The organism is Streptomyces sp. NPDC025638 (genome assembly GCF_055558775.1).
The window spans coordinates 72547-98488 of record NZ_JBVHLX010000002.1; the positions used below are offsets into that span (position 1 = coordinate 72547).

Here is a 25942-nt window from a genome sequence, read left to right on the forward strand (position 1 = left end):
CGGACGGCGGCAATCCAAGGACCTGTTGCGGGCGGCAGCGTGAGGGTGTCCGCAACACATGACAGAACACCGTGTCACGGGAACATCGTGGCACTTCAGGGCGTTTTAGCCCGTACAGGGAGGCGGCATGACAGAGACGGCGAGCGGTCCGGCACGAGGTTCCCGAGCCAAGGGCGCCAAGGCCACCAAGGGCCTGCGTATCGAGCGCATCCACACCACCCCCGGCGTGCATCCGTACGACGAGGTGGCCTGGGAGCGCCGTGACGTCGTCATGACCAACTGGCGCGACGGCTCGGTCAACTTCGAGCAGCGTGGCGTCGAGTTCCCCGACTTCTGGTCGGTGAACGCGGTCAACATCGTCACCAGCAAGTACTTCCGTGGTGCCGTCGGCACCCCGCAGCGCGAGGTCAGCCTCAAGCAGCTGATCGACCGCATCGTGAAGACGTACCGGAAGGCCGGTGAGGACTACAAGTACTTCGCCTCGCCCGCCGACGCCGAGATCTTCGAGCACGAGCTGGCGTACGCCCTCCTGCACCAGATCTTCAGCTTCAACAGCCCCGTGTGGTTCAACGTGGGCACCCCGCAGCCCCAGCAGGTCTCCGCCTGCTTCATCCTGTCCGTCGACGACTCCATGGAGTCGATCCTCGACTGGTACAAGGAAGAGGGCATGATCTTCAAGGGTGGTTCCGGCGCCGGTCTGAACCTCTCCCGTATCCGTTCCTCCAAGGAACTGCTCTCCTCCGGCGGCAACGCCTCCGGTCCCGTCTCCTTCATGCGCGGTGCCGACGCCTCGGCCGGAACGATCAAGTCCGGCGGTGCCACCCGCCGCGCCGCCAAGATGGTCATCCTCGACGTCGACCACCCCGACATCGAGGACTTCATCGAGACCAAGGTCAAGGAGGAGGAGAAGATCCGCGCCCTGCGTGACGCGGGCTTCGACATGGACCTGGGCGGCGACGACATCACGTCCGTCCAGTACCAGAACGCCAACAACTCGGTCCGTGTGAACGACGAGTTCATGAAGGCGGTCGAGCAGGGCGGCAAGTTCGGTCTCCGCGCGCGGATGACCGGTGAGGTCATCGAGGAGGTCGAGGCCAAGGCCCTGTTCCGCAAGATGGCCGAGGCCGCGTGGGCCTGCGCCGACCCGGGCATCCAGTACGACGACACGATCAACCGCTGGCACACGTGCCCGGAGTCCGGCCGTATCAACGGCTCGAACCCGTGCAGCGAGTACATGCACCTGGACAACACGTCCTGCAACCTCGCCTCGCTGAACCTGATGAAGTTCCTCAAGGACGACGGCAAGGGCACCCAGTCCTTCGACGTCGAGCGCTTCGCCAAGGTCGTCGAGCTCGTCATCACCGCGATGGACATCTCCATCTGCTTCGCGGACTTCCCGACCCAGAAGATCGGCGAGAACACGCGCGCGTTCCGCCAGCTCGGCATCGGCTACGCCAACCTCGGCGCCCTGCTGATGGCGACCGGCCACGCGTACGACTCCGACGGCGGCCGCGCCCTCGCCGGCGCCATCACCTCCCTGATGACCGGCACGTCGTACCGCCGCTCCGCCGAACTCGCCGCGGTCGTCGGCGCGTACGACGGGTACGCCCGCAACGCCGACGCCCACAAGCGCGTCATGAAGCAGCACGCCGACGCCAACGGCACGGCCGTCCGCATGGACGACCTGGACACGCCGATCTGGGCCGCCGCCACGGAGGCCTGGCAGGACGTCGTCCGCCTTGGCGAGCAGAACGGTTTCCGTAACTCCCAGGCATCCGTCATCGCCCCGACCGGCACCATCGGTCTCGCGATGTCCTGCGACACCACCGGCCTCGAGCCCGACCTCGCCCTGGTCAAGTTCAAGAAGCTGGTCGGCGGCGGCTCGATGCAGATCGTCAACGGCACCGTTCCGCAGGCCCTGCGCCGCCTGGGCTACCAGGAGGAGCAGATCGAGGCGATCGTCGCCCACATCGCCGAGCACGGCAATGTGATCGACGCCCCCGGCCTCAAGCACGAGCACTACGAGGTCTTCGACTGCGCCATGGGCGAGCGCTCCATCTCCGCGATGGGCCACGTCCGCATGATGGCCGCGATCCAGCCGTGGATCTCCGGCGCCCTCTCCAAGACGGTCAACCTTCCCGAGACCGCCACCGTCGAGGACGTCGAGGAGGTCTACTTCGAGGCCTGGAAGATGGGCGTCAAGGCGCTCGCGATCTACCGCGACAACTGCAAGGTCGGCCAGCCGCTCTCCGCCAAGACCAAGGAGAAGGAGAAGGCCGAGATCACGGAGAAGGCCGAGGCGGCCATCCGCGAGACGGTCGAGAAGGTCGTCGAGTACCGCCCCGTCCGCAAGCGCCTGCCGAAGGGTCGTCCCGGCATCACCACGTCCTTCACCGTCGGTGGTGCCGAGGGCTACATGACCGCCAACTCCTACCCGGACGACGGTCTCGGCGAGGTCTTCCTGAAGATGTCCAAGCAGGGTTCCACCCTCGCGGGCATGATGGACGCCTTCTCCATCGCCGTCTCGGTGGGTCTCCAGTACGGCGTGCCCCTGGAGACGTACGTCTCGAAGTTCACGAACATGCGCTTCGAGCCGGCCGGCATGACGGACGACCCGGACGTGCGGATGGCGCAGTCGATCGTCGACTACATCTTCCGCCGCCTCGCGCTGGACTTCCTGCCCTTCGAGACGCGCTCCGCGCTCGGCATCCACTCCGCCGAGGAGCGTCAGCGCCACCTGGAGACGGGTTCGTACGAGTCCTCCGAGGACGAGGTCGACGTCGAGGGCCTGGCCCAGTCGGCGCCGCGCCAGACGGACCTCAAGGCCGTCGCCACGCCGAAGGCCGAGGCCGGCGCGGCCCAGCCCGTTCCGAAGCAGGCCCACACCAGCGCCGAACTGGTGGAGATGCAGCTGGGCATCCAGGCGGACGCCCCGCTCTGCTTCTCCTGCGGCACGAAGATGCAGCGGGCCGGCTCCTGCTACATCTGCGAGGGCTGCGGCTCGACGAGCGGCTGCAGCTGACGCCGACGGCAAGCCCTTGAGCTGAGGGGCGCCGGCCATGTGCCGGCGCCCCTTTTCCGTGCCGTGCGCCCCGACGGGCCCACATCCTCCGCTGATGACGACATCGCGGAGGCACGACGCTGACATTCGGGGAACTGTGCGGGCGGGCCCGTGCCCTGCCTCGCGAAGCGCTCGTCGCGGGCCTGCGCCCCCGGATCCAGCCGCGCGCGGACGGGGCCTGTCTCGCCGCAGTGCCCCGGACACCGGCCCTGGACAGGACCGAGCGGCACTGGACGAGCGCATCGCCTACGCGCTCGCCCGGATCCGCTGCCGTCAGGACCTGACCGAAGCCGAGCCGGCGCAGTGGCCGAAGCCGGTGGCGGAGGCCTTCCGGACGGGCGAGACCGGACCGGTCCCCGCCTGGGCCTCCAGCACCGTGCGTGGCGACGATCGCGGGCGTCGCCCCCTACGCCGGGTGACCCTCAGGGCTGATGAGCCCCGCCCATGTGCCGGGCGAAGGCCGCGGGGTCGTCGTCGAAGCCGCGTATGCCGGGGTGGAAGTTCCACCCGCCGGACTCGCCCCGCACGAACTCCGCGACCGTCGCCGCCGTCGATCCGAGGACGGAGCCGAAGTCGTCCTCGGCCAGGACGTTGTAGCCCTCCCGAATGCGCACGGCCGGATTCCGGACGTTGACGAAGGTCCGTTCCGCCGTGCGCTGCTGGATGACGATGCCGACCACCACGCGCGCGTACCGGGCGTCGAGCCGGTCGAGTTCGAGCGTCATGACCTCGTCCCAGCCGAAGCCCTTGCCGTCCTTGCTGTCCCGGTTGAGAAAGATCGTGCCGTCGGGCGAGCGACTGTCGAAGTGCACCAGGTACGCCGGTGCCCCGTACGGGTCGTCAGCCGCGTACGGAGCGGCGACGATGTCCAGATCGGTGGGTGACTGCCCCGCCGGACTCGGGTCCCACTTCAGTGCGACCTCGACCTTGCGGATCCCCTTGCTGAAGCCGTTCAACAGGCGTCCCCTTCCCCCTCGCGGCCTCCTGCCCCAACTCCCGGGTGGCCGAGGCACGTTGTCCATCGTGCCATGCGCGCGGGGGAGTGTGCGCGGGTGATCTATGCCGGAGCGTGACCGACGCCACGCCCCATGGCCTTACGATGGCGCGGTGCTGGTCAAGTGGATTCGCTGCACCGTGGTGGACCGCCGCGGCTTCGAGCGGGGGCAGCGAAAGTGGGCGGGGCTTCTGGGGGAGCCGGGGTTTCGGGGACAGGGCGGTGGCTGGAGCCGGCAGCGGCCGGGGGTGGCGCACATATTCGCCTTCTGGGAGAGCCGTGCCTTCTACGACTCCTTCATGGCCCGCTCCCATGACCGGCTGGCAACTGCCCAGTCCGGCACGTTCAAGGACGCGCAGGTCAAACTCTTCGAGTACCGGTTCGACGTGAAGACAGGCTTCGAGCCTCGGTTCACGGACTCCGACCTCATCCGTGTCGCCCTCTGTCGTGTCCACGAGGAGCGCGTCGAGCACTTCACACTGATGCAGGAGAAGGTGTGGAACCCCGCGATGGCCGGCTCGCCCGGCATGATCCGGGGGATGTTCGCCGAGGCCCCGGAGCACGAGTTCCTCGTCCTGTCGATGTGGCGGTCGGCCGCGGAGCACGGTAAGTACCGCACCGAGCGGGTGGAGCGCCTCGCCCTGCGGGCCCAGACGGAGGCGGACATCGCATCGCTGACCGGCGACATCGTGGAGCTGGAACCGTCCTGGACGGTTTGAAATCCGAACGCGTAAAACGTGTGCCTCTGTGTGGCTCGTGGTGCGGGATTCGTGTGACGTACGCCGTATGGAGCCCGTACGATTGCTCGATCGGGCGTCGGCCGATCTAGGGTTTTGGCATGGCACGACCACGGCGCATCGTCCTTGTCCGGCACGGCGAGTCAACGGGCAATGTTGATGACTCCGTGTACGAGCGTGAACCCGACCATGCTCTGGGACTCACCGAGCGGGGCTGGCAGCAGGCGGAGGAGACCGGCAAGCGGATCCGGGAGATCTTCGGGCGGGAGCGGGTGAGCGTGTACGTCTCCCCGTACCGCCGCACGCATGAGACCTTCCGCGCGTTCCATCTCGACCCCGAGCTCATACGGGTGCGCGAGGAACCCCGGCTGCGCGAGCAGGACTGGGGAAACTGGCAGGACCGCGACGACGTACGCGTGCAGAAGGCCTACCGGGACGCGTACGGGCACTTCTTCTTCCGCTTCCCCCAGGGAGAGTCCGGCGCCGATGTGTACGACCGGGTCGGCGGCTTCCTGGAGAGCCTGTTCCGCAGCTTCGAGGCCCCCGACCATCCGCCGAACGTCCTGCTGGTGACCCACGGTCTGGCCATGCGGCTGTTCTGCATGCGCTGGTTCCACTGGACGGTCGCCGAATTCGAGTCGCTCTCGAACCCGGGGAACGCCGAGATGCGGATGCTCGTTCTCGGCGACGACGGCAAGTACACACTGGACCGGCCCTTCGAGCGCTGGCGGGACCCGGTGCCGCACTGGGTCACCGGTTAGAGTGGCGGCGATGACCGCTGACTCCTCTTCCTTCGGGCGCCTGGACCGCGCCTTGGCCAGCCTGCGCGGACTCGCGGTGGGGGACGCGCTGGGCTCACAGTTCTTCGTTCCGGCGAACTATCCGCTGCTGAAGCGCCGCGAGCTGCCGCCCGGCTCCTGGCAGTGGACGGACGACACGGAAATGGCCTGCTCCGTGGTCGCCGTCCTCGCCGTACACCACCGCGTCGACCAGGACGCGCTGGCGCTCTCCTTCGCCGAGCACCACGACTTCGACCGGGGCTACGGCCCCGCGGTCAACAGGCTGCTGCGCCTCGTGCGGGAGGGCGGCGACTGGCGTGAGCTGGCTTCCGGCCTGTTCAACGGGCAGGGGTCCTGGGGCAACGGGGCCGCGATGCGGATCGCACCGCTGGGCGCCTGGTACGCGGACGACCCGGAGCAGGCGACCCACCAAGCCGAGATCTCGGCGTACCCCACGCACCAGCACCGTGAGGCTGTCGTCGGCGCCATGGCCGTCGCCGCGGCCGCCGCGCTGGCCGCCGCCCCCGGCGGTCCGCCCACCCCGGAGTCATTCCTCGACGGGGTCATCGCCCTGGTGCCGAAGAGTGCCGTCGGTGCGGGCCTGCGGCGCGCCCGGGACATGCTCGACTACGGCGACGCCGGCACCGTCGCGGCCGTCCTGGGCTGCGGACGGCGTACGAGCGCCCATGACACCGTCCCCTTCGCCCTCTGGTCGGCGGCGCGGGCCCTCGGTGACTACGAGACGGCGTTCTGGACCACCTCGCAGGTCGGCGGGGACGTGGACACCACCTGTGCCATCGTGGGCGGCGTGCTCGCGTCGGGCAAGGCGGGGACACCGCCCGCCGGGTGGGTGGAGCGTACGGAGACGCTGCCGGAGTGGGTGGCCGCGTCCGCCTGATGCCCGTGGGCCGAGCTGACGCCTGTGGGGCCGAGCCGCCTTTGGGAACTCTCTGTATTTGCCGGGAACTCTGCGTGATGGGTGGGCGTTGTCCTGGCATCAGCCGTGTGGCGTCCGGATGCGCACGGGCGAGAGGTTCCGCGGGTGGCAGGGGGTGTCGGGAGTGTCGTTCGTGCTGGTGCTGGTGGTGCCTGTGTTCCTCGTGGCCTCGCCGGCCCAAGTGCGGAAGGCCGGACCGTCGCCCTCGCCATCCGTCCCCCGGGCGTGGTCCGGCCTTCCGCGGTCTTGCGCGGACCCGGTCGGGTCAGCCGATTCCCGGGCCCGCCGTGCCGGCGAGGGCTTCGAGGTCGCTCTTGCGGACCTTGATCACCAGCCATGCGGTGGCCAGGGCGAGCACGGCCATCGCAGCGGCCGGAATGAACGCGGTCGAGATGCCGTGGGCGAGCACCTCGTGCCCCCAGGGCGCGGGCAGCTGATGGTTCTTGGCGAACTCCGCCTTCTGCTCCGGCGAGCCGTTGGCGAGGAACTTCGGCAGCTGCTTCTTCGCCTCGTCCTTGCTGGCCGAGCCGAAGACCGTGGTGAGGATCGACAGACCCAGCGAACCGCCCACCTGCTGGGTGGCGTTGAGCAGTCCGGACGCGGCACCCGCCTCGTGCTGGGCGACGCCGGAGACAGCCGTCACGGTCACCGTCACGAAGTTCAGCCCCATGCCGAAGCCGAACACCAGCATCGGTCCGAGCACGCCGCCGGCGTACGAGCTGTCGGGGGTGATCAACGACTGCCAGACGAGCCCGATCACGACGAGCGTTGCACCGGACATCATGAACGGCTTGGGGCCGAGCGTGGGCAGGAACCGTTGCGAGAGACCCGCGCCGACCGCGATGGCGACCGTCACGGGCAGGAACGCCAGACCGGCCTTGATCGGGCTGTAGCCCAGCACGTTCTGCACGAAGAGCACGATGTAGAAGAACATGCCGAACATCGCGGCCGCCAGGCTCAGCATGATCACGTACGTGCCGGAGCGGTTGCGGTCGGTGAACATCTTCAGCGGGGTGATCGGCTCCTTGGCCCGCATCTCGGTGAGCGCGAAGGCCACCAGCAGGACCACGGCGGCACCGAAGGAGCCGAGGGCCAGACTGTCGCGCCAGCCGTCCTCCGCGGCCCGGATGAAGCCGTACACGAGCGATGCCATACCGGCTGTCGAGGTCAGCGCGCCCGCGATGTCGAAGCGCCCGGGGTGTCGCTCGGACTCGTTGATGTAGATCGGGGTGAGCGCGGCGATGAGCACGCCGATCGGCACATTGACGAAGAGCACCCAGCGCCAGTCGAGCCACTCGGTCAGCATGCCGCCCGCGAGCAGGCCGATGGCGCCACCACCCGCGGAGACGGCGGCGAAGACGCCGAACGCCCGGTTCCGCTCCGGCCCTTCGGGGAACGTGGTGGTGATGAGCGCCAGCGAGGTGGGCGACGCGATGGCGCCACCCATGCCCTGCAGGGCGCGCGCGGCGAGCAGCTGCCAGGGCTCCTGGGCGATTCCGCCGAGCAGCGAGGCGAAGGTGAACAGCAGGATGCCCGTCATGAACACCCGGCGGCGGCCGAGGATGTCACCGGCTCGCGCGCCGAGCAGGAGGAGGCCTCCGAAGGTCAGCGTGTAGGCGCTGACCACCCATGTGAGGTCCGTGGTGCTGAACTTGAGCGCGTCTTGAATGTGCGGGAGAGCGATGTTCACAATCGTCGCATCGAGTACCACCATGAGTTGGCAGGCCGCGATGACGGTGAGTGCGATGCCGGGGTGTCCCTCCCGGCGGGCTGCTCCAGGTTTTTCGTTCTGTATCAGCTGAGAGGTTGTCACTATGAGTCCCCCACGAAGGCGTTAGTGAACGCAGGCGTTCACTGTCCCGTCAACGGTAGTGAGTTCCTGACAGAGAACGCAAGCGTTCACTTAGCTCACCGTCGCGCCTCGCGTCCCCCTCTGCCGTCGCGCGATGTGTCCCCAGTCCCGCAATCCCCGCTTCACCCTGCTCGCTGGAGAAACTCAGATGGTTACCTCGCGCTGGACGGCCGCCCCCGCTCGGACGGCCTCCCTTCGCCGGCGCGGCGCCGTGCTCGAACGCGCGATCCTGGACGCCGCGCTGGAGCAGCTCAGTACGGTCGGCTGGAAGGGCCTCACGATGGAGGGTGTCGCCGCCGGTGCCCAGACCGGCAAGGCGGCCGTCTATCGCCGCTGGCCGTCCAAGGAGGATCTCGTCGCCGACGCGCTCCAGGCCGGGCTGCCGCGTCCGGTGGAGGCGCCCGACTTGGGGACGGTGCGCGAGGACCTGCTCGCCCTGTGCCGCCAGGCGCGTCGCGCGATGTTCTCGCGACCCGGCTTCGCCCTCCGAGCGATCATTCACGAGTGTGATCCCGCACAGGCCGAGCGCTTCCATGGCCTGATCTTCGAAGGGGTTGTGGAGCCGACCATCAGGCTGCTGCGTGAGGTCATCACTCGTGGAATAGGTCGGGGAGAGGTTCGCTCGGATGCGGCCAACAGCTATGTCTTCGACGCCATTCCGGCGATGATGATGTACCGGTCCAAGATGTGCGCCAGCGAATGGACCGACCAGGATCTCGAAGAGATGATCGACCAGTTGATGCTTCCGCTGCTACGCCCGGACGGGGCCTGATCCGGGGCCGCGTCGGCCCCGGGCCCGCCGGGTGAGCCGGGGTGTCGCTCGGGGATCTCGGCGGCGTAGGCTAAGGGCGCCATGCCGTACGAACCGCCTACTCACACCGTCGAGCGCTCCCTCCGCGCCACGATCGGAGCGAAGGTCATCGCCGGTGTCGACGAGGTGGGACGCGGCGCCTGGGCGGGACCTGTCACCGTCTGCGCGGCGGTCACCGGACTCCGCCGGCCGCCCGAGGGCCTCACCGATTCCAAGCTGCTCACCGTCAAGCGCCGCACGGAGTTGTCCGCGGAGCTGCTGAAGTGGGTGACGGCCTATGCCCTGGGGCATGCCTCCCCGGAGGAGATCGACGCTCTGGGGATGACGGCGGCGCTGCGCCTTGCCGCCGTACGGGCCCTGGAGGCCTTGCCGATCCGCCCCGACGCGGTGATCCTCGACGGGAAGCACGACTACCTCGGAGCCCCCTGGAAGGTCCGCACGGTGATCAAGGGCGACCGCTCGTGCGTGGCGGTGGCGGCGGCTTCGGTGATTGCCAAGGTTCAGCGCGACAAAATGATGGCCGAACTGGGTATCGACCATGCAGACTTCGGTTTTGCGGACAACGCCGGGTATCCGTCGCCCGTGCACAAGGCCGCACTGGAGGAGCGGGGCCCCACCCCGTACCACCGGTTGTCGTGGGCGTATCTTGATGCGCTGCCCCAGTGGCGGCACCTCAAGAAGGTCCGCAGCTGGGCGGAGGGAAGCGTTCCTGAGGTCGAGGGTCAGCTGGGCTTCGATTTCTGACCGTTCCACCCGCACTGTTGTGCCACCCGGTCGCGCGAGTCGCACCAACGTTTGATAAACATCAGCTCATGCCTCTCATTCCCGAGGAGCCTCAGATTCACGAGAGTGCCCAGGGTCCCCGCGCCACTCCGGCCAGTGGCCGTACCGCGCCGACCCCTCGCCCCGTACCCGGCCCCCGCCCCGCGGCTCCGTCGCGTCCCGGTCGTCCCGGCCCTCTCCGGCCCGGGCAACCGGTGCAACGTACGCCGCGCGACGTGGCCGCCAAACCGGGCCCGTCGGGTCCGGCCGCTCCCGCCGCAGCCGCGGCGACTCCGCAGATCCAGCTGATCCCGGCCTCTGTCGAGGGTGCCCTCGACGCCGCCGAGGAGGCGGTGGACCTGCTCCTGGACTCGGGCCGTGCCCCCGGTGACGTGCTGGTGATCACCACCGGCGAACCGCACCCGTGGGCCGACCACGAGCTGTCCTTCGGTGAAGCCTCCTACTGGGCCCAGCACGACGCGGGCGACGACGTCTTCTACACGGGTGCCGCCATGGCCTCGCGTGCCGCGTCCCGTCCTGTCGTCGTGGTTGCCGTCAACGGTGGTCCTGCCGCCGCTGCCGCGACCGCGCTCCCGCTGGCCCACACCCGGGCCGGTGCCCTGCTGGTCGTCTGCGGTGACCCGCAGCAGATCAACTCGGTGCTGGGCGCGGGCGTCTGAGCCCTGTCCGGCACCTCCAGGAGCACCGGAGGTGCCGAGGGTGTCGCAGCGGTGGCACCGGCACGGTGGGCCCTTCGGCGTGCCCGGAATCCGGTGCGGCCCTGCCCCGCTGAGGGGCGGCTTCCGGACGGACGGGCGGCTCAGGGCTTGGTGGAGGCATGCGGTGTGACGACGCCGACGCGCCCGTCGGGCGGCGGGCCGGGGTGTCGTATCCGTCCCCGCTCCGCGGTACGGCATCTCGCAGGCGCCGTACCCACGCGCTGTGACCGGTGCGTACGCGGGTCCCGTGTCCCGCGCGCGAAGAACTCCGAGGGGCCCATCGGCGCCGTCGGGGTCCGGGCCGGAAGGCCCTCCCCGAGTCGCCGTGGTCCCGTCTCCACCTGTGCGGCGCGCAGCGCTTCGGGAGCGGTCGCCCGGTGGAGGCTCGGCCCGGCGCCACGCGAACGCGGAGCCGGTGCTCCTCAGCGGGCCGCTGCGCGGCGCAGGACGTCCGACATGGCGCCGCCGGTGCGAGGCGACGGGGCCGGCACGTCCGATATGCCGAAGGGTTCAGGTGTCGAGTCCAAGTTCGGGCGGCGGCCGCCACGCCCCTCGCCGAGCACCTGCCAGCCGTCGCGGGTCAGCGTGATGTACGCCCCGCAGCGCAGCCCGTGCAGCGTGCAGGCGTCACGCAGCCCCCACATCCACGCGCCGTCATCCTCCGTCCAACGCGCGTCCCCCTCGCGGCAGTAGAGCAGCACGGCGGTGCGCACCGGTGTGCGGCGCCGCAGATCGTGCGGTATGACCCGGCGCAGCTGGTCCAGCAGTGCGTTGCGGAACATCCATCCGTCGGCCGGTGCCGGGCGTCGGGTGAACGAGGCGCTCGCCAGCAGCCGTTCCTCCGGGTCGAGGACGGCCACGATCGCCGTCGCCGCCTTGGGACGGTGCCGCGTGTGCAGCCCGCTGACGACCTCGCGGGGGTTGCGCAGCAGTGGGATGCCGGCGGCCGCCCACTCGGCAGGCTCAAGCAGGCGACTGGCGGACGCGGCGGACGCGGACGTCGACAACGAGGCCGCCGAGGACGGAGCGAATCCGAAGGTCACGTTCCTCCCTTCGGCTACGCGCCCATACAGCGGGCGGGGTCGGATTCGGGGGAGCGCACACCGCAGCGAAGCCCAACCGGATCACGAGCGAGCCGTGCGGGGAGCGGACTTCAATTCTTCCTGTCGAACTTGGATGCGGCAACGAGCAATTGGGGCCACCGACTGTTATCTGGTGGTGCGTGGCTTATATCCCTACCTTGTGAGGCGCCTGGCAACGTACGTGACGTTCGAGCACGACACGTGCGTACGCCGCGGACGGGGGCGGCGCCCGCGCATCCGTGGATCAGCCCTGCATGGCCAGGACCAGCGGCAACACCCCCTGCGCCCCGGACCTCCTGAGCAGCCGGGCCGCGACCGCCAGGGTCCAGCCGGTCTCCGTGTAGTCGTCCACGAGCAGAACGGGACCCCGGGCCTCGGTGAGAGCCGCGGCCAGGGCGGGCGGAACGGTCAGCGCGCCGTCGAGGACCTTCAGGCGCTGCGCGCTGTTGCTGCGGGAGCCGCGCGGCACCTCGCCGATGTACTCCACGGAGCCCAGCAGCGGCAGCCTGCCGATCTCCGCGATGCGCGCGCCCAGGGATTGGATCAGCCGCGGCCTGGTGCGCGAGGCGACGGTCACGACGCCCACCGGCCGGGGCGGCGCGTCTTCCTCACCGGAGGCCCAGCCGCCGGGGCCCCTGGCCCAGTCGGCCAGGACTCCCACCACGGCCCTCGCCACATCGTCCGGCACGGGAGCGTCCGGCGCCTGCGGTGCGAGCATCGGCCGCAGCCGGTTGCCCCAGCCGATGTCCGACAGTCGCCCCAACGCCCGCCCCGCCGAAGCCTGTTCCCCGGCCGGAACGCGCCCCTTGAGATCAATGCCGATCGCCGGTAGCCCCGTCGGCCACATGCGACGGGGTTCCACTTCGACTCCCGCGCGGCCCAGATCGACGCGCGCCGCATCCAGCGCGGCCGTCGAGGTGTCCGCCGTGAAACGCGCTCCCGCGCAGTTGTCGCAGCGGCCGCAGGGCTTTGCGCCCTCGTCGTCGAGCTGCCGCTGCAGATACTCCATCCGGCAGCCTGTCGTGGACGCGTACTCGCGCATCGCCTGCTGCTCGGCCTCCCTTTGCCGCGCCACCCAGGCGTACCGCTCGGCCTCGTACGTCCACTGCTGACCGGTCGCGATCCAACCGCCCTTGACGCGCCTGACCGCACCGTCGACGTCGAGGACCTTGAGCATGGTCTCCAGTCGCGACCGGCGCAGCTCCACCAGCGGTTCCAGGGCGGGCAGGGACAAGGGGCAGGCGGCCCGGGCGAGGACGTCCAGGGTGCGGCGCACCAGGTCCTCGGAAGGGAAGGCCAGCGACGCGAAGTACTCCCAGATCGCCTCGTCCTCCTTGCCCGGCAGCAGGAGTACCTCGGCGTGCTCGACACCGCGCCCGGCACGGCCGACCTGCTGGTAGTAGGCGATGGGGGAGGAGGGCGAGCCGAGGTGCACCACGAAGCCGAGGTCGGGCTTGTCGAAGCCCATGCCGAGGGCGGAGGTGGCGATCAGCGCCTTGACCCGGTTGCCGAGCAGGTCGTCCTCGGCCTGCTGCCGGTCGGCGTTCTCCGTCTTTCCCGTGTACGAGGCGACGGTGTGTCCCCGCTGCCTGAGGAAGGCGGTGACCTCCTCGGCCGCCGCCACGGTGAGCGTGTAGACGATGCCGGAACCCGGCAGGTCGTCGAGGTGGTCGGCGAGCCAGGCCATGCGGTGCGCGGCGTCCGGCAGCCGCAGCACGTTCAGGCTCAGGCTCTCCCGGTCGAGCGGGCCGCGCAGCACCAGTGCGTCGGACGTGCCTCCGGTGCCGAGCTGCTCCGCGACGTCGGCGGTCACCCGTGCGTTGGCCGTGGCCGTGGTGGCCAGTACGGGTACACCCGGTGGGAGGTCGGCGAGCATGGTGCGCAGCCGTCGGTAGTCGGGGCGGAAGTCGTGGCCCCAGTCGGAGATGCAGTGGGCCTCGTCCACGACGAGCAGTCCGGTCGCGGCGGCCAGTTTGGGCAGGACCTGGTCGCGGAAGTCGGGGTTGTTGAGGCGTTCGGGGCTGACGAGCAGCACGTCGACCTCTCCCGCCGCGATCTCCCCCTGGACGGTGTCCCATTCCTCTGTGTTGGAGGAGTTGATGGTCCGGGCGTGGATGCCGGCGCGGGCCGCCGCCTCCACCTGGTTGCGCATCAGCGCGAGGAGCGGCGAGACGATGACGGTCGGGCCACTGCCCCGGGCACGCAGCAGCGAGGTCGCCACGAAGTAGACGGCGGACTTGCCCCAGCCCGTGCGCTGGACGACCAGGGCCCGGCGCCGGTCGGCGACCAGCGCCTCGATCGCCCGCCACTGGTCCTCGCGCAGTCCGGCCGTGCCCGTGGCGTCCCCGACGAGACGGGCGAGGACGGCGTCGGCCTGCGTCCTGAGGTCCGCGTTGCTCGTGTGCTCCATGCGTCCCATACAACAGGACGGCACTGACATCCGGGCGGTCCGTGGGACGGCGGGCCGAAGTGCTCCCGTTGTTTGTCGTGTCCCTGCTCGGACTTATCCACAGGCTCAAGCGGAATCTCAGGATCCGCGAGATCGTCTGCGCATGACGAATCACGGCGAAACGACCGGATCTTCCGAAAACGGCGATATCGCAGGACGTGACGCGCACAGCGGGCGCGCCGCGGACGCGGGGCGATCGGAGCGAGCGGAGACAGCGCGCATGGCAGACCTTGGGCCCACGGCACACGAAAGCCAGATCACGCTGCGCACCCCGGCCGAACTGGCCGACGCTCTGCCCTATCTGCTCGGCTACCGCCCCGAGGACAGCATCGTGCTGGTGGCCCTGCACGACCGGGGCGGCCGCGGCCGCTTCGGCGGCCGGGCCCGGCTCGGCATCCCCGCGAGCATGGACGACTGGGAGTCGGCCGCCCGTCAGTTGGCCCAGGGCCTGGTGGCCGGCAGCGAGCGCAGGGGCGCCCGGCCCGAGCAGATGGTCGCCTACGTCTGTCAGGAACCGGCGAAGGATGAGTCGGGCCGGGACGTCATGCGGCGGCTGCGTCCGCTTGCCCAACTGCTGCGCACCGAGTGCGGGCACCTCGACGTACCGGTCATCGAGGCGGTGTGCATCTCGGACGGCCGCTTCTGGTCCTACTGCTGCCCGAACGAAGGGTGCTGTCCGGACGACGGAACACCGATGGGCCTGCCCGGCACATCCGTACTCGCGGCCGCGGCCACCTACGCCGGTATCCAAGTGCGCGGCACGCTGCGCGAGTTGCGGGCCAGGCTCCTTGCCTGGGAGACGCCTGCCGCACTGGAGCAGGAGATCGTCCTGGACACCATGGGCATGTCCGTGGTGCCCAGGATCATCGACGACGCGACGCGTGCGCAGGTCGCCGAGGAGACCCTCGGCCTCGCCGAGCGGGTCATGGCCCGGCTTGCCGCAGCGCCGTCGGTGTCCGGCATGCTCCCCGCGGACCTTCGCGACGACGAACTGATCACGCACGAGGAAGCGGCGAAGCTGATCCTCGGTCTGCAGGACCGCACGACCCGGGACCGGGCCGCGGCATGGATGGAAGGTGACGAGGCCGGTCCGGCGCTGCGTCTGTGGCGTGCGCTGGCCCGCCGATGCGTCGGGCCGTACGGCGAACACGCCGCCGCACCCCTCACCCTCGCGGGCTGGGTGGCCTGGTCGAGCGGCGACGACCTCGAAGCCAGGGAGGCCCTGGCGATGGCCCTGGGCGCGGACCCGGACTACCTCTTCGCCCGCCTTCTGCACCAGGCCTGCAACGAGGGCCTGGATCCGGAGGCGATCCGCCGCTGCCTGCGTGCGGGACGCACGGGAGGTGAGGAGACGGAGGCCGCTGAGGACGAGGGGACGGAGGCGGACGCGGACTCGGCCCTGACTCGGCCGGGTGTCTCGGAGAGCGCCTCCCGCCGACACCACCGCCCTCGTGTGGCCGACGGCGCCGACCGTCAGCCGCGCTCGACACGCGCGAAGGGCCGACGGCCCCGGCCGGACAGCACGCATCCCCGCACCCCGGCACCCGGTCGTACGCGCCCGGGTGCCTCAAGGCCGGCCAGTACGCGCACGCGTGCCGCAGGGAAGGGCGACGCTCGGCGCGACGACGCCGCATCAGGAGGGAACCGGTCCGGAGGCAATGGCCCGGAGGCGGATGCATGAGCAACGATTGGTGCGTTGCCTCGGTTGCCTGGTGCCTGCTGGTCGCTTGGCGTCTGCTGTCCGGTCGGGGCACGTGGCGACTGGCCGGGCCGGCTCGGCCCGGTGCCGGGGGCCCGCTACCGCCGCACTGGTGTCGGCGCCGGGCTGTGGGTCCGAAGAGTGAACCCGCACTCAAGAACCGCCGCCATTCGGTCGCTTCCCTGAGGGGAGGCGTGACCAGGCGGACTTCCCTGCCGTTCACCTGGGTGGCGGTACCCCCGGACGGGCTGCGCCGCCGCACGTCCGATGTTCCTCCGGAGCACGCCACCCGGCGCCGAGCACGTCCGAGGCGCACAGAGCGCAGAAGAAACCGCCGCATGCATCAGCCGACTCCGCCCATCGCAACCGACGACCACCCCTCTGTCCCCGACACCCCTGCACCGTCCCCGCCCGTCGATACAGTCCCCCCGGGACCGACCAGCACGGCGGACCCGAACCTGCTCCAGGCCCTGGGATCCGACCCCGTGCCTGCGCCGTGGCAGACCGGAGCTTTTCCCCGGCTCACGGATCCCCGGCTCATGGATCCCCGGCTCATGGAAGACTCCCGCCGGTCGTCGTCCGCGCCGCAGAGCCGGTCTCCGGCCTCCTCGACGCCCCGAGACCGGTCCCCGTCCGTGCCTGCGCGTCGGGTCCCACGTCCGCCCGCGTCCCCACCTCAGGGAGCCACCGCAGGCGTGCAGCCATCGCCCCTCCGTCGCACCGCCGACCTTCCGCCCACCCACACGGCCTTGATCTGCGTCGCCCTGCCGGGCCTCGCCATCTCCATGGAGGAGGGGCAGCTGGCCGGGCGGGGTCTGGAGGGGTTCTACCTGGCGGGCCGACGGCTGCTCTCGCGCTGCCAGGTCCGCGTGGGCGGACGAGAACCGCTGGCGGTGCAGGCCAGGATGGCCGGAGCGGATCAGGCCCGCTTCGTGGGAACGGTGCGTACCGCCTCGGCCGCCGGACCGGACCCGGACGTCGTCGTCGAGCGGATCCGGCACGCCGACGGCACCGAGCGCATCACCTTCCACAGCGCTGCCCTGCGCCCGCTGCGGCTGCCGGTCGAGGTGGCCCTCGGTACGGACCTTGCGGACCTGAGCGCCATCGCCTCCGGCAACGCGGGCCCCGAACTGCCCGCCACCGTCCACGACTCGGGCCTGCGCTGGACCCGCGCCGCGGGGACCTCCACGGTCACGGCCGCCCCGCCGCCTGCCGACGCCCTGGCCTCAGCGGGACTGCTGTGCTGGGAGTTCGAACTGCCACCAGGTGCGACGGTGACCGTGGAACTGCGCGTACGGCCGGGCGGGGCCGGACCGCTCAGAGCCGCGGGCCGTGCGGCGACGAGCCCCCTGGCGCACGCCCGGGCTGCGGGCGACGACCCCAGGGCCGCGATCCTGATGCGGACGAGCATCGAGGATCTCCGGGCTCTGCTGCTGCGGGATCCGGCCCACCCCACCGACATCTATCTCGCGGCAGGGGCGCCCTGGCGGTGCGGCATGGCCCCGGCCGAGGCACTCGCCGCCGCGCGCATGACGCTGCCCCTCGGCACCAGGCTCGCCGTCGGCACACTGCGCACCCTCGCCCGTACACAACTCACCGGTGCGGGACCGCAGACGGGCATGATCCCCGGACCGCGACGCGACGCGGGTACGCACGTGCCGCCGGGCTGCACGGGTACGGAGGCCACACTGCTGTTCCCCGTCCTGCTCGCGGAGGCCCGCCGCTGGGGGCTCCCGGAGCAGGAGGCCGAAGAACTGCTGCCCACGGCCGAGTGGTGTCTGACCTGGCTGCGCACCACCGTGCGCGGCAGCACGTACCTGTGCGACCCGCAGCCCGGAGGCCCGGTCCGCTGCGAGACCCAGGCCCACGCCCATCGCGCGGCACTGCTGGGCGCCGATCTCCTGGAGGCGTACGGCAGACCCGGCGGCACGGAACTACGCCAGTGGGCGCGGGAACTGCGGGCGGCGTTCCAAAGCGACTTCTGGATCGAAGATCATGGCGGCGGTCGTCCGGCGGCGGCCCGTGCCCCGGACGGACGGCTGCTTCCGCACCTCGGCGCTGCCGCCGCCCACCTCCTGGACACCGGTCTGCTCGGCGCGGGAGAACCGGCGCCCGGTCTGCTCGACAGAGCGCAGACCGACCAGCTCGCCCGGCTGCTCGGCGGCCCCGCACTGGACTCCGGCTGGGGGCTGCGCGGACTGGGCACGAAGGAGGCGGGACACAACCCGTTCGGCCACCGGACCGGGGCCGTACGCGTCCAGGAGACGGCACTCGCCGTCGCCGGGCTGGCCGCCGCGGGCCATGAGCAGGAGGCGAGCGGCCTGCTGCGCGGTGTCCTGGCGGCTGCCGAGCGCTTCGGCCACCGGCTGCCCGAGATGTACGCGGGCGAGCAGCGCTCCGAGGGGAGCGCACCCGTTCCCCACCCGGCGGCCTGCCGCCCGGCGGCCGTGGCGGCGGCCTCCGGGGTCCTGCTGCTCACCGCGCTCGCGGGCATCCGCCCCGACGCCCCGGCCCGGACGATCACGCTGCGCCCGGTACGGAGCGTGCCCCTGGGAGAGATCGGCTTCACGGGGCTGCGGATCGCCGGGGCCCCCTTCTCCGTACGGGTCAGCAGACTCGGACTCGCCATGGTCGAGGAGGCGGCGGAGGGCCTGCAGTTGGGAGTGTGACCTCGTACGACGCGACCCGCGCGCGGTGCGCGAGCCGACTCGTGGGCCCCGTGCCGGACGGAAGTGGATCAGCTGTCGATGCGGCTCAAGAAGGGAGTGCTTATCGTCAGGCAGACGACTATGATCGCCGCATGCCCTACGACCCGTCAGCATTTCCGCCCTTTGCCGTCACCGTGGACCTGGTCGTGCTGACCGTGCGCCGCCATGCCCTGTGCGCGCTGGCGGTGCGCAGGGGTGAGCCCCCGTTCCAGGGGCGCTGGGCGCTGCCCGGCGGCTTCGTACGGGCCGACGAGGACCTGGCACAGGCCGCGGCCCGCGAGCTTGCCGAGGAGACGGGGCTGCACGCCCACGACCCTTCCTCCCCCGCCCAGGACGGCGGCGCCCACCTCGAGCAGCTTGCCACCTACGGCGACCCCAAGCGGGACCCGCGCATGCGAGTGGTCAGCGTCGCGCACCTCGCCCTCGCTCCCGACCTGCCGGCACCCCGGGCAGGCGGCGACGCGAGCAATGCGCGCTGGGCACCGGTGGAGGAGCTGCTCCAGCAGGGCGGGTACGGCCGTGACGGTGAGCCGGTGGCGCCGCTCGCCTTCGACCACGCCCAGATCCTGGCCGACGGGGTCGAGCGGGCCCGTTCCAAGATCGAGTACTCGTCGCTGGCCACCGCTTTCTGCCCGCCCGAGTTCACCGTCGGAGAGCTGCGCCGCGTCTACGAGGCCGTCTGGGGCGTGGCTCTCGACCCGCGCAACTTCCACCGCAAGGTGACCGGCACCCCTGGATTCCTCGTCCCCGCCGGCGGCACGACCACGCGCCAGGGCGGCCGCCCGGCCCAACTCTTCCGCGCGGGCGGCGCCACACTGCTCAACCCCCCGATGCTGCGCCCCGAGGTGTGAAGCTGCGGCGGCGGAGACCGGACGGGCGGCCCTGGCGGGATAGAAGGGGCGATACCCGAAAAATCGGACGAAGCGCGCTATCTTGCTTCAGGTGATCCAGGCCTTCGGACTGACCAGCAACCCCCGCAAGGCGCACCCGCCCGCCGTCGACGACGTCTCGTTCGAGGCGCGCGCGGGCCGTGTCACCGCGCTCCTCGGGGCATCGGGTGCGGGCAAGACGACGGCGCTCCGGCTGATGCTCGAACTCCAACAGGGCCGCGGGATCACCTGCTTCAGGGGCCGGCCCCTGCACCGCATCACCCACCCCTCACGCGAAGTCGGCGTCCTCCTCGGCGATGTGCCCGGGCATCCGGCCCGCTCGGTCCGAGGACACCTGCGCATGCTGTGCGCCGCGGCGGGAGTCCCCGCCCGGCGCGCCGACGAGGTCCTCGAAGTGGTCGGCCTCGCAGGCCTGCGCGAGGAGCGCCTGGGCACACTGTCCCGGGGCATGGACCGCCGGCTCGGCCTGGCCTGCGTCCTGCTGTCCGACCCGCACACCCTGGTGCTGGACGACCCCGCGCACGGCCTGTCGGTCCGCGAGGCCCGGTGGCTGCACGGCATGCTCCGGGCGCACGCGAGCCAGGGCGGCACGGTCCTGTTCGCCACGGCCGACCCCAAGGAAGCCGCGCGCACCGCCGACCAGGTCGTCACCCTGGAGGGCGGAAGGCTCGTCGCCGACCAGGAGGCGGCGGAGTTCGGCCGCACCCGCCTGCGCCCCCGCGTGGCTGTCCGCAGCCCGCACGCCGCCCGCCTGGCCGCCGTACTCGCCAAGGAGGCCCGCACCGGCCGGCGCTCCGTCGAGGTCGTACATGAGGGCGGCAACCGCCTCTCCGTGTATGGCAGTACGACCGCCGACGTGGGGGAGACGGCGTTCCGTCATGGCATCCTCGTCCACCAACTCGCGGACGAGACGGGCGACATGGGCCCCGGGGCCGGAACGCCGACGACGGACGGATCCCGCCCGGCCGACGGATCGGCGGAGGCGAACCGCCCGGCCCCCGCCGACGAGCCGCCGACCGCCGAACAGCCGAAGACTCCCGGCGACGCAGTGGCGGTGGAGCAGGCGGAGTCGGCCGGCGGCCCGGGGGTCGCGGAGGGGCCGAAGGCGCTCGGCGGTGCGGTGCCGACGGATCAGGCGACGACGTCTGACGGTCCGGTTGTGGCGCATGGGCCAAGGACGCCTGACGATCCCGCCGCCGCGGATCGACCGGAAACTCCTGGCAACGTGGCCGCCACAGATCGGTCGCAGATCCTCGACGACCTCCCTGAGCCGGACCAGCCGCAGCCCCTCGACGAGCCCTACGTGCCAGGTCAGTCGCGGTCCGACCCCGGTCCGCCCGCTCCGGACGCACTGCCGACCACCGTGCCCGCGGGGCCACCCGCCGCCTCGGTCTCCGCCGCCGAGAGTGAGCAGGCCCAGGTCAGCGGCGCGCGCACGGCCGACGTGGAGGCAACCGATGACGGCTCGGAACCCGACGACCCCACCCCCACCCCGTTCACCACCGCCGCGCATCACCACCGCGCGTCCGGAACCCGGCTCAGGGCCGGCCACTCACGCCCCGCCGGCCCCCTCGCTCCAGGTGATCTGTCCCCCCTCCCGCCCCCCATCTCCGTCCGTCCCGCCCCCAGCCCCCTCCGCCCCCTCCGCTACGAACTCCGCCGGGCCGCCGGCATCGGCACGGGCTTCGTCACCTGCGGTGCCGTGCTCGTGGTGTCCGCGCTCACCGCCGTACTGCTCGCTCGCCTCGGCCACACCACGCAAGCGCGTCTGTTCGCGGCGTGGCCCCAGGAGCTGCCTCTGCCGCCCGCGGCGCTCGGCGCGGGGCTGCTCGGCGCGCTGGCCTTCGGCGACGAGTTCCGCCACCCCGCCCTGGCGGCCGACCGCGGCACCGTGCCCCGTCGGCTGGGGCTGCTCACCGCAAAACTCCTCGTCTCCGGTGCCACGGCGCTGATGCTGGCCTTCCTCACCGTGGGCTGCGACGCCGAGTTGCTCTATCTCGTATACGGCCGGGAGCTCACGCAGGTTCCCGCCGACTGGCTTTCGGTGACCGCGAGTTGGTTCGGGCTCGTGACCGGGTGCGCCTGGGCCGGAGTGCTGGCCGCGGGCGTCTTCCGGTCCACCGCGGCCGGGCTCGCCGCGGTGCTCGCCGTACCCGTCGTGGTCGTACCCCTGGTGCAGAAGGCGCTGCAGGGGCCCGCGGTGCGGATGGCGGCGGGGCTTCCCGGGCGGATGCGGGAGGTCTTCCTGCTGCAGTGGCCGTTCGGGGGAGAGCGATATCTGACCGCGGCTGCCCGGGTGCTCGCCCAACCCGTGGGCGGCGCCCTCACGTTGTCGCTGACCGCCCTGCTCTGCGCGTATGTGCTGACGACCCTGCGGAGCAGGGTCCGATGACGACCGTCCGTACGCTTCGGGTCCGCCCGTGCACACAACCTCCCGGAGAACGCCCACTTCTTTCCGATAAGGCGTCAATTGCGACGGGGTGAGCGATCACCCTTTCGTGTGCTTTTCACCAAAGACCTCAAGGGAGTTGGAGACGGCGCCGACAAAGGATCCGTGAGTACCCTTGCGCACACCATGATGACCGCCGCCCGCCCCGCAGACTCCGGTCTGGTCGGCCCGGGCGAACTCGACCGCTACCCCTACGCGGAGGCCCCCGCCACCGACCGCGTCGGAGCGCCTGTCTGGGACGGTGCGGAACCCGAGCTGGGCCGTGTGGGCCGGCGCGCCGCGGGCAGTCGCGGACGCGGGCTGCACGGCCAACTCGTTCAGCAACTGGGCCAGATGATCGTCTCGGGTGACCTGGGCGCCGACCGCCCGCTCGTCCCGGAGGAGATCGGCCAGCGCTTCGAGGTCTCCCGCACCGTAGTCCGCGAGTCCCTCCGTGTCCTGGAGGCCAAGGGCCTGGTCAGCGCCCGCCCGAACGTCGGCACGCGCGTGCGTCCCGTCAGCGACTGGAACCTTCTCGACCCGGACATCATCGAGTGGCGGGCCTTCGGGCCGCAGCGCGACGACCAGCGGCGCGAGCTGAGCGAGCTGCGCTGGACGATCGAGCCGCTCGCCGCGCGCCTCGCCGCCGGGCACGGGCGCGAGGAGGTCCAGCAGCGCCTCTCCGACATGGTCGAGATCATGAGCCACGCCATGGGACAGGGCGACGCGCTCACCTTCTCCCGCGCCGACTCCGAGTTCCACACGCTGCTCATCCAGATCGCGGGCAACCGCATGCTGGAGCACCTCTCCGGCATCGTGTCGGCCGCCCTGCAGGTCTCCGGAGGCCCGGTCACCGGTTGCGACCGGCCGAACGAGGGGTCACTGGCCCAGCACGCGCGGATCGTCGACGCCCTGGGCACCGGCGACGGCGCGGCGGCCGAGGCGGCCATGCGGCAACTGCTGACCGTTCATCCCGAGGTGGAGCGCGTGGTGCCCGCGCCACGCGAACACTGAGCCCGCCCCGCGGGCGGTGCGGTCGGTGAGTGCCGCGTTCTCGTGGCTGTGCCGGGCCCCGGAACCCGTCTGCCACCGGACCCCGCCGGACCCTCAGAAGTCCGGCGGGGTCCGGCGGTGCGACGAGGTGGCATATGCGTCGGAGCGGCCTCGGTCAAGGACATCGGTGACATCATCTGCCCGTGTCTGACCGTTTTTGAGTGGTTACGCGGTGTGACTCGGGCCACGCAGATTGGGCGTAACGCTCACGGGATCAGCGCGATGACCTAAGAGGTGACAGCCGCGGAGGGAATACGGACGCCGTTCAAGGCGCTGTGAGTCTTCCCGGCCCCCGCCCGCGCCGTCGGCCCATCCCCAAGCCGGCGGTCGGCTCCAGTCCATTTTGGACGGGGCCGAAAGCCGTTTTCCAACGTTCCGAGAGGTTGTTCGTGTCGGCCAGCACATCCCGTACGCTCCCGCCGGAGATTGCCGAGTCCGTCTCTGTCATGGCGCTCATTGAGCGGGGAAAGGCTGAGGGGCAGATCGCCGGCGATGACGTGCGTCGGGCCTTCGAAGCTGACCAGATTCCGGCCACTCAGTGGAAGAACGTACTGCGCAGCCTCAACCAGATCCTCGAGGAAGAGGGTGTGACGCTGATGGTCAGTGCCGCGGAGCCCAAGCGCACCCGAAAGAGCGTCGCAGCGAAGAGTCCGGCCAAGCGCACCGCCACCAAGACGGTCGCGGCGAAGACGGTGACCACCAGGAAGGCCACCGCCACCACGGCTGCCCCGGTCGCGTCCGCCGAACCTGCCGCCGTCGATCCCGCCGAGGAAGCCGCGCCCGCCAAGAAGGCCGCTGCCAAGAAGACGACCGCCAAGAAGGCTGTCGCGAAGAAGACCGTCGCCAAGAAGACGGCGGCCAAGAAGACCACCGCCAAGAAGGACGACGGCGAGCTCGTAGAGGAAGAGGTGCTCGAGGACGCCAAGGGCACCGAGGAGCCCGAGGGCGCCGAGAGCGCGGGCTTCGTGCTGTCCGACGAGGACGAGGACGACGCGCCCGCGCAGCAGGTCGCCGCGGCCGGCGCCACCGCCGACCCGGTCAAGGACTACCTCAAGCAGATCGGCAAGGTCCCCCTGCTCAACGCCGAGCAGGAGGTCGAGCTCGCCAAGCGCATCGAGGCCGGTCTGTTCGCCGAGGACAAGCTGGCGAACGCCGACAAGCTGGCGCCGAAGCTCAAGCGTGAGCTGGAGATCATCGCGGAGGACGGCCGCCGCGCCAAGAACCACCTCCTGGAGGCCAACCTCCGTCTGGTGGTCTCCCTGGCCAAGCGCTACACCGGCCGCGGCATGCTCTTCCTGGACCTCATCCAGGAGGGCAACCTCGGTCTGATCCGCGCGGTCGAGAAGTTCGACTACACCAAGGGCTACAAGTTCTCCACGTACGCCACCTGGTGGATCCGTCAGGCGATCACCCGCGCGATGGCCGACCAGGCCCGCACCATCCGTATCCCGGTGCACATGGTCGAGGTCATCAACAAGCTCGCGCGCGTGCAGCGCCAGATGCTCCAGGACCTGGGCCGCGAGCCCACCCCGGAGGAGCTGGCCAAGGAGCTCGACATGACCCCGGAGAAGGTCATCGAGGTCCAGAAGTACGGCCGTGAGCCCATCTCGCTGCACACCCCGCTGGGCGAGGACGGCGACAGTGAGTTCGGTGACCTCATCGAGGACTCCGAGGCCGTCGTCCCGGCCGACGCGGTCAGCTTCACGCTCCTCCAGGAGCAGCTGCACTCCGTCCTCGACACCCTGTCCGAGCGCGAGGCGGGCGTCGTGTCCATGCGTTTCGGTCTCACCGACGGTCAGCCGAAGACCCTCGACGAGATCGGCAAGGTGTACGGCGTGACGCGTGAGCGGATCCGCCAGATCGAGTCCAAGACCATGTCGAAGCTGCGCCACCCTTCGCGTTCCCAGGTGCTGCGCGACTACCTCGACTAGGTCGCCCTCGAACGGCCTCGAAGGCCCGGTCTCCCCTTGGGGGGCCGGGCCTTCGCGCTGCGCAGTGCGGCGCTCTGGATGACTCTGGGTGTTCCAAGAGCACCCTGAGTGAGGAGCGAGCATGCGTCGTACGTTTGCGCGGGCATTGGTCCGGCCGCTGGTCCTGGCAGCTGCCGCGGCCGCAATACCGCTGGCGACCGCGGCCCCGGTCGCCGCGGACAGCATTGTCGTAGGTGGCTTCCCCGTCGATGTGTCACAGGTGCCCTGGACTGTCGCGCTGTCCAGCCGTGACCGGTTCGGGGGTATGCGGGCGGGACAGTTCTGCGGTGGCGTGGCGATCGACCGCAGCACTGTGCTGAGCGCTGCCCACTGCCTGGGCGAGGACGTCCTGGGTGGCCCGCCGGACCAGGCGCGGGACCTCAGGGTCATCGCGGGCCGTACGGACCTCCTGTCGGGCCAGGGCGAGGAGATCGCCGTGCGCGCGGTCCGGATCAATCCGCACTACGACCCGGTCGGCAATACCGGAGACTTCGCCGTGCTCACCCTTGCCAAGCCCCTGCCGCGGAGCTCGGTCATCACCATGGCGGCAGCGGGTGATCCCGCGTACACCCCCGGAACGAGCGCCATGGTCACCGGATGGGGCGACACGACGGGCACTGGCGACTACACGCGGCAACTGCATGCCGCACGCGTGCGCGTGCTGCCCGACGAGCTGTGCAAGGAGGCCTATCCCGGCAGAGAGGAAGGCACGTACCAGGCCGGCTCCATGCTGTGCGCGGGGCAGACACAGGGCGGTCCCGACGCCTGCCAGGGCGACAGCGGGGGCCCGCTGGTCGCCAATGGGCGGCTGATCGGGCTCGTCTCCTGGGGGGACGGCTGTGGCCGCGCGGGGAGCCCCGGGGTCTATACCCGTGTGTCCGAGGTCGTACGGACGCTGGGCCAGGTCAGCGGGAGCGGGGCACCGAAGGCGCACCCGGGGGCCTGAGAGGCCGTGGGGACGAGGACGGGCGGTCGCTCCTGGGAGGAGCGACCGCCCGAACACCGGCCTGT

The 25942-nt window shown here is 70.9% G+C and carries 18 protein-coding genes; 14 read left to right on the forward strand and 4 right to left on the reverse strand.

From position 1 onward, the window contains the following. Nucleotides 1–127 precede the first annotated feature (127 nt). The gene (locus ACZ4EG_RS04520; RefSeq protein ID WP_453555548.1) at nucleotides 128–3022 is read left to right on the forward strand and encodes a vitamin B12-dependent ribonucleotide reductase; all 2895 of its coding nucleotides are present in this window, start codon (nucleotides 128–130) and stop codon (nucleotides 3020–3022) included. 461 nt (nucleotides 3023–3483) lie between these two features. On the opposite strand, the gene ACZ4EG_RS04525 is transcribed toward ACZ4EG_RS04520, so the two are convergent. Beyond that, nucleotides 3484–4017 carry a TerD family protein gene (locus ACZ4EG_RS04525; protein ID WP_467789521.1) on the reverse strand — a complete coding sequence of 178 codons (534 nt, stop codon included), beginning with the start codon at nucleotides 4015–4017 and terminating at the stop codon, nucleotides 3484–3486. 151 nt (nucleotides 4018–4168) lie between these two features. On the opposite strand from ACZ4EG_RS04525, the gene ACZ4EG_RS04530 reads away from it, so the two are divergent. The 3 genes from ACZ4EG_RS04530 to ACZ4EG_RS04540 all read left to right on the forward strand — a co-directional run bounded on the left by ACZ4EG_RS04530 (nucleotide 4169) and on the right by ACZ4EG_RS04540 (nucleotide 6469). Further along, nucleotides 4169–4774, forward strand: a complete 606-nt coding sequence (locus tag ACZ4EG_RS04530) for a YdbC family protein (RefSeq protein ID WP_453555544.1) — start codon at nucleotides 4169–4171, stop codon at nucleotides 4772–4774. Between the two features lie 119 nt (nucleotides 4775–4893). Continuing rightward, the gene (locus ACZ4EG_RS04535; protein ID WP_390707537.1) at nucleotides 4894–5553 is read left to right on the forward strand and encodes a histidine phosphatase family protein; all 660 of its coding nucleotides are present in this window, start codon (nucleotides 4894–4896) and stop codon (nucleotides 5551–5553) included. A gap of 10 nt (nucleotides 5554–5563) precedes the next feature. Beyond that, complete coding sequence (locus tag ACZ4EG_RS04540; protein ID WP_453555541.1) at nucleotides 5564–6469, forward strand: ADP-ribosylglycohydrolase family protein; 906 nt, start codon at nucleotides 5564–5566, stop codon at nucleotides 6467–6469. Nucleotides 6470–6773: 304 nt separating this feature from the next. Here the strand turns inward: ACZ4EG_RS04540 and ACZ4EG_RS04545 are convergent, their stop codons facing one another. Next, nucleotides 6774–8321, reverse strand: a complete 1548-nt coding sequence (locus ACZ4EG_RS04545; protein ID WP_467789522.1) for an MFS transporter — start codon at nucleotides 8319–8321, stop codon at nucleotides 6774–6776. A gap of 187 nt (nucleotides 8322–8508) precedes the next feature. Between ACZ4EG_RS04545 and ACZ4EG_RS04550 the strand changes: the two genes are divergently transcribed. The 3 genes from ACZ4EG_RS04550 (at nucleotide 8509) to ACZ4EG_RS04560 (ending at nucleotide 10613) form a co-directional block, all read left to right on the forward strand. Then, nucleotides 8509–9132 carry a TetR/AcrR family transcriptional regulator gene (locus ACZ4EG_RS04550; RefSeq protein WP_467789523.1) on the forward strand — a complete coding sequence of 208 codons (624 nt, stop codon included), beginning with the start codon at nucleotides 8509–8511 and terminating at the stop codon, nucleotides 9130–9132. Between the two features lie 81 nt (nucleotides 9133–9213). Then, nucleotides 9214–9915 (forward strand): ribonuclease HII, encoded by a 702-nt coding sequence (locus ACZ4EG_RS04555; protein WP_453555535.1) that lies wholly within the window; start codon nucleotides 9214–9216, stop codon nucleotides 9913–9915. Nucleotides 9916–9983: 68 nt separating this feature from the next. Further along, on the forward strand, nucleotides 9984–10613 hold the full coding sequence (locus tag ACZ4EG_RS04560; RefSeq protein WP_390707532.1) for a hypothetical protein: 630 nt from the start codon (nucleotides 9984–9986) through the stop codon (nucleotides 10611–10613). Between the two features lie 461 nt (nucleotides 10614–11074). Here the strand turns inward: ACZ4EG_RS04560 and ACZ4EG_RS04565 are convergent, their stop codons facing one another. Beyond that, the gene (locus ACZ4EG_RS04565; protein ID WP_467789524.1) at nucleotides 11075–11695 is read right to left on the reverse strand and encodes a hypothetical protein; all 621 of its coding nucleotides are present in this window, start codon (nucleotides 11693–11695) and stop codon (nucleotides 11075–11077) included. A gap of 283 nt (nucleotides 11696–11978) precedes the next feature. After that, nucleotides 11979–14144 carry a RecQ family ATP-dependent DNA helicase gene (locus ACZ4EG_RS04570; protein ID WP_467789525.1) on the reverse strand — a complete coding sequence of 722 codons (2166 nt, stop codon included), beginning with the start codon at nucleotides 14142–14144 and terminating at the stop codon, nucleotides 11979–11981. Between the two features lie 142 nt (nucleotides 14145–14286). Between ACZ4EG_RS04570 and ACZ4EG_RS04575 the strand changes: the two genes are divergently transcribed. The 7 genes from ACZ4EG_RS04575 to ACZ4EG_RS04605 all read left to right on the forward strand — a co-directional run bounded on the left by ACZ4EG_RS04575 (nucleotide 14287) and on the right by ACZ4EG_RS04605 (nucleotide 25877). Then, nucleotides 14287–15864, forward strand: a complete 1578-nt coding sequence (locus ACZ4EG_RS04575; protein WP_467789526.1) for a DUF4192 domain-containing protein — start codon at nucleotides 14287–14289, stop codon at nucleotides 15862–15864. Between the two features lie 803 nt (nucleotides 15865–16667). After that, nucleotides 16668–18551 carry a glycogen debranching N-terminal domain-containing protein gene (locus tag ACZ4EG_RS04580; RefSeq protein WP_467789968.1) on the forward strand — a complete coding sequence of 628 codons (1884 nt, stop codon included), beginning with the start codon at nucleotides 16668–16670 and terminating at the stop codon, nucleotides 18549–18551. Between the two features lie 131 nt (nucleotides 18552–18682). Then, nucleotides 18683–19441: an NUDIX hydrolase gene (locus tag ACZ4EG_RS04585; protein WP_453555527.1), complete on the forward strand. Its 759-nt coding sequence runs from the start codon at nucleotides 18683–18685 to the stop codon at nucleotides 19439–19441. A 91-nt stretch (nucleotides 19442–19532) separates the two neighbouring features. Next, nucleotides 19533–21872: an ABC transporter ATP-binding protein gene (locus tag ACZ4EG_RS04590; protein WP_467789527.1), complete on the forward strand. Its 2340-nt coding sequence runs from the start codon at nucleotides 19533–19535 to the stop codon at nucleotides 21870–21872. A gap of 162 nt (nucleotides 21873–22034) precedes the next feature. Further along, the gene (locus ACZ4EG_RS04595) at nucleotides 22035–22922 is read left to right on the forward strand and encodes a FadR/GntR family transcriptional regulator (protein WP_467789528.1); all 888 of its coding nucleotides are present in this window, start codon (nucleotides 22035–22037) and stop codon (nucleotides 22920–22922) included. A 428-nt stretch (nucleotides 22923–23350) separates the two neighbouring features. Continuing rightward, a complete protein-coding gene (locus ACZ4EG_RS04600) occupies nucleotides 23351–24892 on the forward strand; it encodes an RNA polymerase sigma factor (RefSeq protein ID WP_467789529.1) in 1542 nt (513 codons plus the stop codon). Nucleotides 24893–25013: 121 nt separating this feature from the next. Further along, nucleotides 25014–25877, forward strand: coding sequence for a S1 family serine peptidase (locus tag ACZ4EG_RS04605; protein WP_467789530.1), 864 nt, complete (start codon nucleotides 25014–25016; stop codon nucleotides 25875–25877). The last annotated feature ends 65 nt before the right edge of the window (nucleotides 25878–25942 follow it).